The sequence below is a fragment of the Sphingomonas sp. SL1004 genome (assembly GCF_057815015.1).
This window is the reverse complement of sequence record NZ_JBYMUX010000001.1, coordinates 673,650-688,824: the sequence shown is the minus strand read 5'-3', so window position 1 is coordinate 688,824 and position 15,175 is coordinate 673,650. Positions and strand designations below refer to the sequence as shown.

Genomic DNA, 15,175 nt, shown 5'->3' with positions numbered 1-15,175 from the left:
TCGGCAGCCCTAGGTGTAACATGGATTTCGCCTGGCGCGCGGCACCGTGGACGATGAGCGATGGGCGGGCGACGAGTAGCTGTCGCTTCCACACGCACCGTAGACGAGGCGAAAGGGCAGAGCGGCCGTTCTTGAAGGTAGCGAAGAGGTCGAAGTGTCTCTTCACTTGACCAGCACGCTCTCGGCTATGCGTGCGAACCTGCCAGCGATGCGGGAGCCGATCGCGAGTTGGGATTCGCGTCACGCCCAGCGGGTGCGTCAAACGATCGACGATCGCGACGACCGCGCCGTGTTCGAGGGGAGCTATGCGCGGCTATGGCCTGCTCTGGTCTGATCCGGGCGCAGGCTGCTCGGTATCGATCGACCATATCAGGCGCAGGCGACCGTCCGCACGGCCGGGTTCCGCCCTGCCCCCTCGCTCGACAATGCCCTGCGCGATCGCCGTGCGCTGCCGCAAGGTCCCGCCCGACACGTCGAGCGTCCGATCGAGCCGAGCCGATGCCCAGCCCGCTTGGCCGAGCGCCTGATCGTCGATGACACCGGAGGTGATCGCGATATCCGGCAGAGCGACGTCGTTCGGCGGACTTAGTATGACGCGCCAGTCGGCGACCGCGGCGTCCGCGCGACGTTCCAGGTCACGATAGCCAGCGATGTCGAGGCCGGACAATGGCGCCGCGGTGGCGCGGATCGTCCGCCCGGCCGCCTCCGACTGCACCGATGAAACGGGAACGCCCGCGATCAGCGAAACGTCGGCGATTGCGCGATCACGCTCGCGTGCGGCGCGCAGCGCATCGCCATTGCCCGCTCGCGCGATCTGTGCGGCCTCGACCGCGCCGGTTTCGGGCGAGATGCGCACCTGATCGACATGGACGTCGACGGGCCGCGAGAGCCGCTGGCGAAGATCGGCCGCGAGCTTGCGGTCCGCCCCCGGTTCGATCCGCGGCGTCAGCATCACAGCCCGAACGCGGACCGGGTTCGCCCCATGGTCGATCTCGACCTGGCTCAATCGCGCACCGGGTGGAAAATCCTGACCCAGGGCATCGCGTACCTGCCGCTGGGCTACCGCCTCGAAGGCGATGCGACGCAGGCCGGCACCGAGGGGAATGGACAGGACCCCGATCGCCACGGCGAACAGGACGAGTTGCCCGCCGGTATGGTGCGGCGAAAGGTGGCTGCCGAAGCCGTAACAGCGCGCGACGAGGGCGGCGGTCAGCGCGATGGTGATGGCGTTGGTCAGGAAGAGCAACAACGCGCCCGAGAAGACCACCCAGTTCCAGGTTGCGATGCCGAACCCGACCACGACCAGCGGCGGCATCAGGGCGATCGCGATGGCGACCCCGACAACCGTACCGCCGCGTCCGCGGATCAGGGCGTAGCCGCCCGCGATGGCCGACAGCAGTGCGACGAGCAGGTCGAACAGCGTCGGCTGCGTCCGTCCGGCGATCTCGCTGGTGATCGTCTGGACCGGCGACAGCAGGATCAGCACGACGGACAGCGCCACCGCGAGCGCTGCGCCCAGGGTCAGCGCGGTCGCGGCGCGGCGTATCTCGTGGAAGTCGAGCGTGGCGATGCCGAAGCCCAGGCCGATGATCGGCATCATCAGCGGCGACAGCAGCATGGCGCCGATCAGCACCGCGACCGAGGGCATCAGCAGCCCGAGCAGCGAGATCGCGGCCGAGATGACGATCAGGAAGGCGTAGCGGCCCGACCACCCCGCTTCCTCGGCGATCTGTCGCAGGACGCCGTCATGGTCCACGCGTTCGGTGACCTTGGCCAGCCACGCCTGAGGGAGCGTAACGAATTTTGCAGGGTTCAGGTGGATCGGGTCGTCTCCGTCATGGCGAAGGTCTTTGAAAGACCATGGTACAGCTTTTCGCGGCATACCCACTGGCTGGCGGCATCGGCGATGAACGCGGTCGCGAACATCGGCAGCATGAGACCTCGGCTGGCAGTGGTCTCCGACAGGATGATGACCGCGGTGAGCGGCGCGCGGACGACCCCGGCGAAATAGGCGACCATTCCGAGGATCACGATCGCGCTGGCCGGCTCGCCGGGGAATATCTCGCGGAGCAGATTGCCGACGCCGGCGCCGACCGCGAGCGACGGCGCGAAGATCCCGCCCGGCAGGCCGGCGATTGCCGTCGCGGCGGTGGCGATCATCTTGGCCGGCCCGAACCAGAGCGGGGCATCGACGCCGACGATCATCGCGCGCGCCGACGCGTAGCCGGTTCCCCACGTCAGTCCGGTCGCGACGCCGAGCACCGCGACCACAGCGCCGCAAAAACCGGCGAACGCCACCGGATGCGCGCGGGTCCAACGCGTCAGTCGATTGCGGCTGACCGCCATTCCCAAAAGGATTCGCGAGAAGAGCCCGCCGGTCATGCCACCGGCGATGCCGGCGACCGGCGCGACGAGCAGCGCGGACAGCAGCGGCATATGCGCGCCGATCGCGCCGAAGTAGATATAGTCGCCCTGCACCGACTGGGCGACCATCCCGGCGATGACGATCGCGGCGAGGACCAGCAGCGTCACGCGCTGTTCATAGGCCGACGCGAGTTCCTCGATCGCGAACAGGAGTCCTGCGAGCGGCGTGTTGAATGCCGCCGCGACGCCCGCCGCACCGCCGGCGATGACGACCCCGCCGCGCAACGGTACGCGGACGACGCGGTGCGTGAAACCCATCACGGCCGCCGCCAACTGGACGGTCGGTCCTTCCCGACCGACCGATGCGCCCCCCAGTACCGCGCCGATCGTCAGCACCGCCTTGGCTGCGACCGTCCGGATCGAGATCAGCGTGCCGGTCGCATCGTTCGGGTTGGCCTGAGCCGCGATCACCTGAGGAATACCGGATCCCCGCGCGAGCGGCGCATAGCGACGGGTCATCCAGACCAGCCCCATGAAGGTCAGCGGCGTCGTGATCAGCGGGATCCAATGCCAGGTCGTGGCAAAGTGGCTGAAAACCTCGCCCGCCCAATCGGCCGCCTCCGCAAACAGCGTCGCAACGATCCCGATCAGGATCGCACCCGTGAGGATCGCACCACGCGTTCGAAACTGCGTAGATCGCGGCCCGCGCGCGCGCAATAACGCCCTGTACCGCGAGGGCGTCCAGCGTCTGGACGGGAGAAGGCGATTGAACAGGCCAGTCATGCCGTTCTTTTAAGTCCCGGGGCCAGTTAGGCTACCCCCGGCGGCAAGCGCATTCGCGGCTCAGACCCACAACCAGCCGTTCAGGCGCGGTTTCGCGCCTACCAACTCCCGACATCCGTTCATGTCGACCCTACGCATCGACGAGCGGCCTTGGAGAGACAAGAAGGGGGACTTATCCGCCGTACCCAGCATCTTCGGCAATCGACTGTTGTTCGGAGAAAGCAGAACCACCCGCGCTCCCCGGTAAACGCGGAGCGCAAGCGGCGATGGTTACCAGCCAACCTACGACAACGAGCAAATCTCCCGAGATGCTTTGTCGGAAACCTTCAGCGCGGCAATACCTCATTCGCGAGAAGAGGGCGATCAGGATTTAATTTAACCGCTCAGCCAATCGGCCGTGATCTGGCCCCTATGCCCATCCGGCGCCAGCACGGTGCGCAGGGCTTCCAGCAGAGGCGGCAGTGCCTGGGTAAAGGCGTAGGGCGGGTTGACGATGTAAAGACCTGCGCCATTATAGATGCCGGGCTGATCGTCATCGTACAACCAATGCTCCACCTGCAGCAGTTTCGGGATGCCGAGCTTGCGCAATTGCTCCGTCCAACGCGAATGCGTGGCGCGGTCTTTCAGCGGATACCAGATTACCGTCACACCATGTGCCCATTTGCGGTGAGCGGCGGCGAGGGTGGCTGTGATACGTGCGCGTTCATCGGGCTGCTCGTACGGCGGGTCGACCACCACCACGCCGCGCGCGGTTCGGGGCGGCAGCATCGCCAGCCAAAGCTCGTAGGCGTCACGTTCATGCACGGCAGCGGATGTGTCGCGCATCACACCGCGCAGAGTATAGGCGTCTTCGGGATGCTTTTCGTTCAGGATCAGGAAATCCTGCGGGCGCAGAAGCTGCGCCAGGATTCGCGGCGATCCGGGGTAAAACCGCGGCTCGGCCTCGGCATTCACCGCCTGCACAACGGCGCGATAGTCGTTCAGCAAGGGGTTCGGGTCGGCAAAGGCCCGCAACACGCCCTCCGTGGACTCGCCGGTACGTTCGGCATCCTCGCCGTTGAGGTCGTACAGCCCGCAACCGGCATGGGTGTCGATCAGCGTCAGCGCGCCTTGTTTTTGCTGCAAGGCCCGCACGAGGGTGATTAGTAGGCTATGCTTCACGACATCGGCACTATTGCCCGCATGGAAGGAATGGCGATAATTCATTGCGATGCAAAATCCCGACGATCTAGCTTCATATGTGGCGCTGGCGCTGGCGCGGTTGCCGAGCGCGAGGCGGTTAAAGTCATAAACCCGGTGCTGGTATAAAGTCGGGCGGAAACCTTCAACACTCATCTGCGTAAGACTTGATCAGGATGATAATCAGACGATCATGGCGATGCAGCCAGCGATGCGGGCCGCCTATGGAGAATCCTGAACGTAAACTCTTAGCGAGCGCTATTCTTGCGGCGATTACTTCGTGCTGCCTCGCTCGACGAGCAACGAGGGCACGATCCGGTCGGGAGCCTGCTGCTTGCCGAGCAACTCGACCACCGCCGCGGTCATCACATCGATCTGCTGGTCGAAGGTCGTGAGATCGTAGCTGGGCCATGCCGCCGCGTTGATGTTGTCGTAGCCGATGACCATCGCGTCCTCCGGGCAGTGACGGCCACCGGCGCGCAGGCCATCGATCAAACCGATCGCACTCAGGTCGTTGGCGCAGAAGATCGCGTCCGGCGGCGCCGCGCCGGCCAGCATCGATCGCGCCGCGGCCATGCCCCCCTGATGGGTGTAATCGCCGGGCAGGATCACCGGATCGTCATGCCCGAGGTCGACGGCGCGCTCGGCGAAACCGCGCTGGCGGCCTAGGCTTGCAAAGCTGCCCGGCCCCGTCAGGAACGCGAACCGTCGCCGGCCCCGCTCATGAAACAGCGTCGCCGCCGCGCGGCCCGAGGCTTCGTTGTCCGAGCGAACGTTGCGGATCCAGTCGCCGCCGGTCGGCGAGTTCAGCGCCACCACCGGGATGCGGAAACTGCTCAATCGGTCCGCGTCGGGCGTGGTGAGGATCGACAGACCCGTCACCACGCCGTCGACGCGGTAGCCCAGAAGCTCGTCGATCATGCCGTCGGGGATGACGGAGCCCTCGACGGGCACCAGCATCAGCTTGTAGCCCGCAGCGTGAAGGTCGCGCGCGAATGCATCAAGCGTCTTGGCGTGGAACGGGTTGTAGAGATCGCCGATGATGACGGCGACGATCCCGATGCGCCCCTTCAGCATCATCCGCGGCAACAAATTGGGCATGTAGCCGAGCGCCGACGCCGCAGCGTCGATCCGCGCGCGCATGGCCGGCGATACGCTGCCGCCGGGCGTGAAGGCTCGCGATACCGCCGATTGCGATACGCCGGCACGTTTCGCGACATCGTGCGACGTGATCGGGCGGGAGGGAGCGTCAGTCATCCGCCGTCATACTCCGGTGTCGCCAATTTATCGATCCTTCCTAAAGATCAGTGGGTTGGCCGGCATGTCTGCAACCATCCAGCGCGCATACCGGGATCCATAGCAGTATTCGAGAGCTGCAACCTGGCAATAGCTCAAGCTGAACGAGCCATGACCGATCGCCAAAGGCATTGCCTTGCATCGCGATGCAGCCTAGGGGCGATTCGCATCGGCGGCAATGGCTGCGCGGTCTTGGAAACGGTGAAAATCGATGAACTCGGTAGATATTGGGGGCGACGCGACCGCCACGACACGGCGCAGCGTCCTGCTCGCATCGCTGATGCTGCTCGCGGCATCCTGTTCCAGGCAGGCCGCTTTGCCAGTGTCAGATGCGGCCGACGCGCCGACGCCCGACCCGCTGTTCCTGTCGATCTCGCGGATCATCACCGGGCACGGCGATCTGAACCCGATCACCGGGGCGCGGCTGTCGAAGGCGTTCGCCGATCTCGCACCTGACGTCCACGCCAAGATCATGCGCCTGCCCAGGATCTGGAACGCCGGCATGTCCCCAGAGGCAGCGCTGGCTGCCGCGCAAGCCGCCGGGCTCGAACCGGTCGCGCTGGCCGTGGTGGCGGCTTGGTACACGGGCACCGCCGGCACCGGCCCCAAGGCCGTGACCGTCAGCTACCGCGACGCGCTGATGCAGCGCGCGGTCGCCGACGGTCTCTATCCACCCACCTATGCCTTGGGCGGCCCCGCCTGGTGGACCGCGGAGCCTCCCGAAGTGCGGGTCGTGCAGTCCACCACGCAAACCGCACCCGCCCCGCCCACCGTCGGTACACCGGAGACCCGCAAGCCATGAAAACGCCGAGCTTCAACAACGGCGACGCCGATGCCGATGTCGTGATCGTCGGCACGGGCGTGGTCGGCGCATTGATCGCCAACCAGCTCGTCGGCGCGGGGCACTCGGTGCTCATGCTCGACGCGGGCCCTCGACTGGACCGCGCGGAAGTGGTCGAGAACTGGCGCAACATCAGTTTCGAGCGGCGGATCGGTAGCGATTACCAGGGGCTCTACCCGCAGTCTCCGCACGCCACCGCGCCGCTGTATTTCCCGCCGAACGACTATGTCGCGCTGTCCGGCCCCGATGGCTCCAGTTACAAGCAGGGCTATATCCGCGCGGTCGGCGGCACCACCTGGCACTGGGCCGCATCGTGCTGGCGGCATCTGCCGGTCGATCTGAAGATGCAGTCGACGTACGGCGTCGGCCGCGACTGGCCGATCAGCTATGAGGATCTGGAGCCCTATTATTGCCGCGCCGAGGAGGCGATGGGCGTATCCGGGCCGCTCGACCCTGAAAAGCAGTCGCCGCGCGAGCGCAGCAAGCCCTATCCCGCCGACATGATCCCCTGGGCGCACGGCGACACCACGTTTGCCGAAGTGGTCAATCCGCACGGCTATAACCTGGTGCCGATTCCGCAGGGTCGCATGGTCCAGCCGTGGAACGATCGCCCGGCCTGCTGCGGCAACAACAACTGCCAGCCGATCTGCCCGATCGGTGCGATGTACAACGGCATCCACACCGTCGAGGCGGCCGAGGCCAAGGGCGCCAAGGTCCTGGCCGAGGCGGTCGTCTACAAGATCGATACCGACGAGAACAACCGCGTCGTCGCGGTCCACTGGTACGATACCGACAAGGTCAGCCACAAGGCGACCGGCAAGACGTTCGTGCTCGCCTGCAACAGCCTCGAAACGCCGCGGCTACTGTTGCTTGCCGCGAACGACCGCAACCCGCGCGGCATCGCCAATTCGTCGGATCAGGTCGGGCGCAACATGCTCGATCACAGCGGTTTCCACTGCACGTTCATCGCCGACCGGCCGATGTGGCTGGGTCGCGGCCCCGCGCAGTCGAGCTGCATGGTCGGCCCGCGCGACGGCGCGTTCCGCTCGGAATATTCCGCCAACAAGATGATCCTGAACAACATCAACCGGGTGGCGCCGGCCACCGACCAGGCGTTGAAGCTGGGGCTGGTCGGGGAGGCACTCGACAACGAGATCCGCCGCCGGGCCACCTTCGGCGTCGACCTGTCGATCAGCCTGGAGCCGTTGCCCGATCCGAACAACCGGCTGACATTGTCGAAGACGCGGCGCGACGGGCTGGGACTGCCCTGCCCCGACATCCACTACAAACTCGGCGACTATGCCCGGCGTGGCTACGACAAGGCGTGCGACCAGCTCCGTCACATCGGCTCGCTGTTCAATGCCGAGGAGTTCCACATCACGACGGCGCTCAACGCCAATAATCACATCATGGGCGGCACGATCATGGGAAGCGACCGTCGCGATTCGGTCGTCGACGGCGATTGCCGCACGTACGATCACGCCAATCTATGGCTCCCCGGTGGCGGCCCGATCCCGTCCGCCAGCGTCGTCAATTCGACGTTGAGCATGGCGGCACTCGGCCTCAAGGCTGCGGATGCGATCGAGCGCACGCTGGTGCACGCATGATCCGCCGTGTCCTGATCGCCGCGCTGTCGGTCCTGCTGGCGGGCAGCGCCGCGACCGCCGCGGAGCCCGACGACACCGTCGCACGCGGCCGCTACCTGGCGACCGCCGGCGATTGCGCCGCCTGCCACACCGATCCCAAGGCCAAGCAGGCGTTCGGCGGCGGCTATGCGATCGCCTCGCCGCTGGGCATGATCTATGCCACCAACATCTCGCCGTCGAAGAGCCACGGGATCGGCAAGTATACCGAGGCGCAGTTTGCGCGTGCGTTGCGCCAGGGTATCCGCGCCGATGGTTCGCATCTGTACCCGGCAATGCCGTACACGTCCTACGCGAAGCTGAGCGACGCGGACATCCACGCGCTCTACGTCTATTTCATGCGCGGCGTCGCACCGGTGGATCGGGCCGGGCCGGTGACCAACCTGCCCTTCCCGTTCAACCTGCGATTCTCGATGGCGATCTGGAACGCGCTGTTCCTCGACGACAAGCGGGCCGAGCCAGATCCGACCAAGAGTGCTGCGTGGAACCGCGGCGCGTATCTGGCGAACGCACTGGAGCATTGCTCGTCGTGCCACACCCCGCGCGGCGTGCTGATGCAGGAGAAGTCCGGTTCGGCGCTCGGCGGCGGACAGCTCGGCGAATGGCACGCGCCGAACATCACCTCGGATCCGGTCAGCGGCATCGGCAGCTGGAGCCAGGACGAGATCGCGACCTATCTCAAGACCGGCCGCGTCGCCGGCAAGGCGCAGGCCGCGGGCGGCATGGCCGAGGCGGTGACGAACAGCCTCAGCCACCTGAACGCCGCCGACATCGCGGCGCTCGCGACCTATGTGAAGAGCGCGCCTGCGATCCGCGATGGCGGCGATGCGGCCAAGGCCTCCACGGCGTACGGCGCGCCTGTCGACAACGAGGCGGGGACGCGCGGGCTGACCTTCCCGAAGGGCGGCACCGACGGCCATGCGCTGTACAGCGGCGCGTGCGCGAGCTGTCACGGCGACGACGGCGCCGGTAGTCGCGACCAATATTATCCCTCGCTGTTTCACAACAGCACGGTGGGCGCAGCACGTCCGGACAATCTGATCTCGGTCATCATCCACGGCGTCGATCGCACCGTCGATGGCCACCACGTGCTGATGCCGAGCTTCGGCGGCGGATCGATGGTCCAGTCGCTCAGCGACGACCAGATCGCCGCGGTGGCCAGCTATGTCCGGACGACCTTCGGCCCCGGCGGCACGATCACCGCCGCCGACGTCGCGACCGCACGCAACGGTGGACCACCGCCGCTGCTGCTCCGGCTCGTCCAGATCGGGATGCCGGCCGGTATCGTCGTGGTGCTTGCCGCGATCGCCTGGTTCGTCGTTCGCCGTCGCCGTCGCCAGCGGGTGTTCGCACGATGAACCGCGCCCTCCTCTCCACCGCGGCCGCTCTTGCGCTGCTCGCGCCGGCGACGCTCGCGGCACAGACGCGCAGCGGGTCGGATGCACCCGAAGTGGTCACGCGCGACCAGCCGGTGGCGACGCCCAAGCCGGAGCCGCTCGACAGCGTGCGCCAGACGCCGCTGCTCCAGAACTGGAAGCCGCGCGCGTGGCTCTCGGAACGCGGCATCGACGTCACCGCGCACGTCATCGGCGAGGTCGCGGGAAACGATCGCGGCTATATCAGCGCGGGCTGGGACTATACGCAGAGCATCGATATCGGCGCCGTGATCGACCTGCAAAAGCTCGGCGTCGCCAATTCGGGCATCGTCCGCATCGCGGTGTCCGACCGCCTCGGCCACGGCCTGCACCAGGATCGCACCGGCGCGTATATCCAGAACCAGGCGTATTTCGGCCAGGGCGCCAACGCCCGGTTCGACGAGGTGAGCTATGAGCGCGTCTTCATGGACAAGCGGCTGAGCGTCAAAGGCGGCTTCTATGCGATGGGCAATGATTTCGCCGGGCTGCCCTATACCTGCAATTTCAACAATAACGGCAATTGCGGCCATCCGCTCGGGCTGCTGTACGGCAGCGGCTGGGTCGACAATCCCACCGGCCAATGGGGCGGGCGAGTCAAATGGACCGACCGCTCCGGCTTCTATGCCGAAACCGGCGTCTATGACGTCACCCCGTCGCGCAAGCGGCAGGAGCACGGCTTCCAGATCGGCTTCGACAACAATACCGGCGTGATCGCGCCGCTGGAAATCGGCTACGTCCACGGCAAGACGCCGTCGGACTATGCCGGCACCTACAAGATCGGCCTCTATTACGACACGTCGAACACCACCAACCTGTCCGACCCGACGCGCCGCGCGCATGGCCGGACCGGCGGCTATATCCAGGCCGCCCAGCAGATCTGGAAACCGCATCCGGGTCTGGTCCAGGGCGTATCGGTGTTCGGCGTCGCCACGCTGAACGACGCGGAGACCGGGCTGTTACGCACCTTCTATGAACTGGGGGCGAGCTGGCGCGGTATCGTGCCGAGCCGCGGCAACGACATCGCCAGCATCAGCTGGACCGAGGCGAACATCAACAGCAACGTGATCGACACGCAGATCGCCGCCGGCACCGCGCACCAGGGCAACGAGCAGCTTTGGGAAGTGAACTACGGCACCCAGATCGCGCCATGGCTGCTGCTGCGTCCGGGCCTTCAATATGTCGTCCACCCCGGCGGCTATGATACGCGGCCCGATACCGTCGTCGCCACGCTGCATCTCCAGGCGACGTTGTAGACCTGAGGGATCGAACCAGCGCTACTCCTCGCCTCGGCCTCATCGTATATCGCTGGTTCGGTGCTGCCCGTGGCGGGCGGCGATCTGGGCTGAGGAACACGACATGAACACGCGTCGACCATTCGCTAACTGAACTCAGTGCGAGCCTTGGCGCCGTCTTCTGCGGTGTCTGGATCTGGGCGGAAGAAAATCTTGCCCGCTTCGAGGAAGCGCGCGACAAATTCAGCACGCGGGAAAGCCGACCCAGAACCGGCCACTCAGCGGCTGTTCGCCCCCTTCCTAGAAACGGACCCTTGTTCATCTAGCGTGTTCGGCCTTGTTCAGCCGGCCACCGACCGGCTGCTTCAAAAATGAACCGGATCGCAGGGCAGTATCGGGTCCATGAGGATACTGTTCCACCGTCTATCGGCCCTATGCTAAGTCGAAGCAGAGCAACGTGGGGGAGGTAAGATGCTTGATGTCCGCCGCAGGATTGCCGGTGCGTTCGGTCCGAGCAAACAGAACACTCCTCCCCTCCCCAGCGTTCCGGTTTCCAATGACTGGTTCGAGCAACCGACGTGCCGCAATTGCGCGAGGCCGATGGCAACCGCGTATTGCAGTGGATGCGGGCAGAAAGCCGCGAAGCGGTTTGTCTGGGGCGATATCCGCAAGGAAACCTGGGATCGACTCCGTCTGTTCGAGCTGCCGGCGGTGCGCACGCTCGGCAAACTTGTCGTCACGCCCGGTACGGTCGCCCGGGAATATGTGATGGGCCGGCGGACGACGTGGATGCACCCGCTGAAGCTGCTTGTGGCGACTGTTGCCGTCCTGGTCCTGTTACTCGCGACCAACCAGTATTTCACTGTCTATGCAGGCGTCGATCGCGACGGCGTCGTTAAGCGCATGGCCGCGCAGGTGCTCGCCTACTCCAACTGGAGCTTCTCGCTGGCCATCGTCGCCATCGTCGCTACGGCAGCGATCGTGTTCCGGCGCCGGCTTGGCTATAATCTGGTCGAAGTGACGGTCCTGGCGATCTACTGCCAGTCGATCGTGCTGGCGTTCATCAGTGTCAACCTGCTGCCGACGCTGATCTGGCGCGACCCGGCCTTCATCCTGGCGCACAAGGCGGCGTCGCAGATTTATGTCCCGATACTCAAGACGTTGATCGTCGTGCTGGCCTATCGCCAGTTCTTCCTCCTGTCATGGCGGACGGACTGGCCAAGGCTGGTTTTAGCCGGCATCATGGTCGCCGCGATCAACTGGACGCTGCTGCGCATCTACGCATGGGCGATCCTGTGGCTGGTAAGCCGCTGACGAGGAGACGGTGACATGCGGACCCTGCATCTGGCATCCATGAGTGCGCTGGCGGCCCTCCTGACAAGCGGATGCGGCAAGGCGAACGACACGAGCAAGACGGCGTCCAGCGCGGCCAAGGTCGAGGCGATCGCATCGACGCTCCAGGCCTGTTCCTATGACGGCAAGCCGGTCAAGGCGGATGCCGCCGCGCTGACCGGAGGCGCGCCGCAGGATTGCGCCAGCGCCGTCACGCGGATCATGGGCTATACCGGCCTGCCCGCCAATTTCGTCGTCGTGTCCGGACCGGTGCCGAACGCCGCCGCGGTCATCATGCTCGACGACAAGCGGGTGCCGCGCCGAGTGATCGCGTTCAATCCCACGTTCATGAAAGCCGCCGAAGCGCAGGTCGGTGGTAGCCCCTGGGGTCCGATCAGCATCATGGCGCACGAAATCGCGCATCATCTGTCCGGGCACACGATCGTACCCGGCGGCAGTCGCCCGGAAATCGAACTGGAAGCCGACAAGTTCAGCGGCTACGTCCTGCAGAAGATGGGCGCGCCGCTCGCCGAGGCGCAGCGGATGATCCTGACGGTCGGCAGCAGCCACGGCTCGCCGACCCATCCGGCAAAGGACCAGCGCGCGGACGCGATCCGCCAAGGGTGGCAGCAGTCCTGCACGCAATCGGGCGGTCTCGAGTGCGCGGGCGGGAAAGCGCCCGCGGCGCCGGGCGGCGCCGCGACGGGCGCGATCGCCCAAGGTCCGACAGCGCCATCCCCCGCAACAACGCCGGCGATCGTTAACGCCTCGGTCCCCGCCCGCCTGTTACCGGCACCCGGATCGATACCCTTCAAATATGGCCGCTTCATCGTCGACGAGACCGGACGGCTCGATCCGGCGCGCATGAAAACGATGGAGCAAAAGCTGTATCGCCTTGCCAAGGATTCGGGCGTCGAAATGAGCATCCTGGTGGTCGACGACCTCAAGGGGCTGTCCGCGAACGACTATGCCTGGGCGATGATGCGGCAGTTGCGGATCGGCAAGCTCGATGTCGGCAACGGCGCGGTCGCGGTCGTCGCCCCGCGGCAACATCAGGCTGCGGTCGCGTTCGGGCCCGGTCTTGCCAAGGAAGCCGAATTCTCGGATCCGAACACGCAGCTTGTGCAATGGATCGATGCCGCATGGCCCAATTGCGAGGATGCCGACGGATGCGCCGGCTGGACCGACGCCCTGTTCACCGTGTTCGATGGGACGTTGTTCTGGGCCGAGCGCAGCAAATGGACGATCGGCTACCAGAGCCTCGGCCAGCTGCTCGATCATTACAATGGGATCAATGCCGCGCGGATGCAGACAAAGCGGCCGTTCAATGCCGCGAGCGACCAGCCCAACGGTAACCTCGTCCGGGTGACGGGCCGCATTACGAGCCTCAAGTCGCCAACCGGATACGGCCAGGCAAACGAACGACTCCTGGGTGGGAAGCTTGGCTACACGGCGGTCAGCATGACCACCGACGATGGCCATGACCTCGTGCTTTACGTCGCACCGCGCCTCGCACCCCTGATGCCGTCCGGCGCACTCCGGAACGGCACCAGATATACCGCGGTCGGCCGACTTCAAAGCACCGGCGACAAAGCGAGCAGGCAAGCCTCGTCGATGTGGCTGTTCAGCTACGATGCGATCTGATCTTTGCACCCAAGTGCGACATTGGGGCAGCAACGACCCACAATGCGACATTCGTTGTGCAGTTGCCCGTCTCTTAAACCCGACGCTCATTCATCTTCCGACTTTCGGATAGAGGACGGTGGCGAATGGCTCGAGTACGAGTCCGGGACGATGGTGCCGCCCTTCATAACCATTCGAATACGGCGAAGAGCGCCGATATCGGCAGTCGGGTCGCCCGATACCGCAACCAGATCAGCCAGCAGGCCAGGTTTGACCGTGCCCCGCGTGTCGCCAAGATGGAGCGACCGCGCGTTGCCCGAGGTCGCGGCTAACAGGACGTCTGCAAGGCGCATCCCGGCATCGACCAACAATTCCATCTCGCGCACGTTCTGCCCATGCGCGAACACCCCGACATCACCGCCGACGCAGATCGGCACGCCAGCCTTTAGCGCGAGCTTGAGGCTCGAACGGCTCAGTTCGACCGCGGGCGGCGCCGGTTCGCTCCCGTTCCATCCGCGATAGTGCGAGGTCGCATCCGACGCCGCGAGCGTCGGGCAGAGCGCGATGCGCTTGGCGGCCATCGCCGCGAAGATCGAGAGGGTACCGCCATAGCCATGCTCGATGGTATCGACTCCGGCTGAGACCGCACGGCGCATACCCTCGGCGGTCGCGGCGTGGACGGCGACCGGCCGCCCCGCGTCGTGCGCCGCCGTCACGGCAGCCGTAATCTCGGCGAGGCTAAGCGTCGCCCGGCTCTCCTCGCCGGGTCGCCAGCGATAATCGGCGTACAGCTTCACCCAGTCCGCACCCGCCGCGATCTGGCGGCGCACCGCGGCCACCATCTGGTCGACGCCCGACACCTCCTCGGCACCCTGTGGTACCGGGACGCCAGGCTCGAAACCCTTCGGACCGTAAGCGCCAAGCGCCACGATCGCCCGCGTCGCGACCGATAGCCGCGGCCCCGGCACGATGCCCTGATCGATCGCCGCCTTCAGCCCGACATCCGCATAGCCTGCGCCTTCCGTGCCAAGATCGCGTTCGCTGGTGAAGCCTGCGAGCAACGTCGCCTTTGCGCTTGCAACAGCGCGCGCGGTGCGCAGCGCGAGCGGCTCGTGCAGGACCTGATCGTCCCAACTCGTTTCGTCATACGGGTGCAGGAACAGATGCCCATGCCCCTCGATCATGCCGGGCATCAGCGTATCGCCGGCAAGGTCGACGATCTGCGTACCGACGGGTAACGGAAGGCTGGGCCCCACCGCGACGATCCGGGCACCCGTCACGAGCACTTGCCAGCCGGCATGGACAGTCCCGTCCGCGCCGTCGAAAACGCCCGCGGGTTTCAGGAGGATCGACCCCGGACCCGACGCTGGCACCGCGCTCGAGGGTCCGAGCAGGACCGCTGCGGTCGTCAGCATCATCGTCGTCAGCCACCGCATGGTCTTTCCCCCGTTCCCGCCTTACGCTGCG

General features: G+C 65.8%; 12 protein-coding genes. 7 read left to right on the top strand and 5 right to left on the bottom strand.

Annotated features, from left to right (window positions below; translation table 11 throughout):
* Positions 1 to 154 precede the first annotated feature (154 nt).
* Positions 155 to 334 (top strand): hypothetical protein, encoded by a 180-nt coding sequence (locus AC3D24_RS03180; RefSeq protein ID WP_489028108.1) that lies wholly within the window; start codon positions 155 to 157, stop codon positions 332 to 334.
* Here AC3D24_RS03180 and AC3D24_RS03175 read toward each other — a convergent pair.
* The 4 genes from AC3D24_RS03175 to AC3D24_RS03160 form a co-directional block, all read right to left on the bottom strand.
* Complete coding sequence (locus AC3D24_RS03175; RefSeq protein ID WP_489028106.1) at positions 314 to 1,756, bottom strand: DUF389 domain-containing protein; 1,443 nt, start codon at positions 1,754 to 1,756, stop codon at positions 314 to 316. The genes AC3D24_RS03180 and AC3D24_RS03175 overlap by 21 nt on opposite strands.
* Before the next feature lie 56 nt (positions 1,757 to 1,812).
* Positions 1,813 to 3,147: a chloride channel protein gene (locus AC3D24_RS03170; RefSeq protein WP_489028104.1), complete on the bottom strand. Its 1,335-nt coding sequence runs from the start codon at positions 3,145 to 3,147 to the stop codon at positions 1,813 to 1,815.
* 375 nt (positions 3,148 to 3,522) lie between these two features.
* Positions 3,523 to 4,353, bottom strand: a complete 831-nt coding sequence (locus tag AC3D24_RS03165; RefSeq protein WP_489033022.1) for a 23S rRNA (adenine(2030)-N(6))-methyltransferase RlmJ — start codon at positions 4,351 to 4,353, stop codon at positions 3,523 to 3,525.
* 246 nt (positions 4,354 to 4,599) lie between these two features.
* The gene (locus AC3D24_RS03160) at positions 4,600 to 5,583 is read right to left on the bottom strand and encodes a LacI family DNA-binding transcriptional regulator (RefSeq protein WP_489028103.1); all 984 of its coding nucleotides are present in this window, start codon (positions 5,581 to 5,583) and stop codon (positions 4,600 to 4,602) included.
* 250 nt (positions 5,584 to 5,833) lie between these two features.
* Here AC3D24_RS03160 and AC3D24_RS03155 point away from each other — a divergent pair, with 250 nt between their 5' ends.
* From AC3D24_RS03155 to AC3D24_RS03130, 6 genes are all read left to right on the top strand, one after another.
* Positions 5,834 to 6,424: a sugar dehydrogenase complex small subunit gene (locus AC3D24_RS03155; protein WP_489028102.1), complete on the top strand. Its 591-nt coding sequence runs from the start codon at positions 5,834 to 5,836 to the stop codon at positions 6,422 to 6,424.
* The gene (locus AC3D24_RS03150; protein WP_489028101.1) at positions 6,421 to 8,070 is read left to right on the top strand and encodes a GMC family oxidoreductase; all 1,650 of its coding nucleotides are present in this window, start codon (positions 6,421 to 6,423) and stop codon (positions 8,068 to 8,070) included. Before AC3D24_RS03155 ends, AC3D24_RS03150 begins: the two co-directional genes overlap by 4 nt.
* Positions 8,067 to 9,464, top strand: a complete 1,398-nt coding sequence (locus AC3D24_RS03145) for a c-type cytochrome (protein WP_489028099.1) — start codon at positions 8,067 to 8,069, stop codon at positions 9,462 to 9,464. Before AC3D24_RS03150 ends, AC3D24_RS03145 begins: the two co-directional genes overlap by 4 nt.
* Positions 9,461 to 10,774 (top strand): carbohydrate porin, encoded by a 1,314-nt coding sequence (locus tag AC3D24_RS03140; RefSeq protein WP_489028097.1) that lies wholly within the window; start codon positions 9,461 to 9,463, stop codon positions 10,772 to 10,774. Before AC3D24_RS03145 ends, AC3D24_RS03140 begins: the two co-directional genes overlap by 4 nt.
* Before the next feature lie 450 nt (positions 10,775 to 11,224).
* Positions 11,225 to 12,067: a DUF3667 domain-containing protein gene (locus tag AC3D24_RS03135; RefSeq protein WP_489028095.1), complete on the top strand. Its 843-nt coding sequence runs from the start codon at positions 11,225 to 11,227 to the stop codon at positions 12,065 to 12,067.
* Positions 12,068 to 12,082: 15 nt separating this feature from the next.
* On the top strand, positions 12,083 to 13,729 hold the full coding sequence (locus tag AC3D24_RS03130; RefSeq protein ID WP_489028093.1) for a TPM domain-containing protein: 1,647 nt from the start codon (positions 12,083 to 12,085) through the stop codon (positions 13,727 to 13,729).
* Positions 13,730 to 13,815: 86 nt separating this feature from the next.
* Here the strand turns inward: AC3D24_RS03130 and AC3D24_RS03125 are convergent, their stop codons facing one another.
* On the bottom strand, positions 13,816 to 15,144 hold the full coding sequence (locus AC3D24_RS03125) for a metal-dependent hydrolase family protein (RefSeq protein ID WP_489028092.1): 1,329 nt from the start codon (positions 15,142 to 15,144) through the stop codon (positions 13,816 to 13,818).
* Between the last annotated feature and the right edge of the window lie 31 nt (positions 15,145 to 15,175).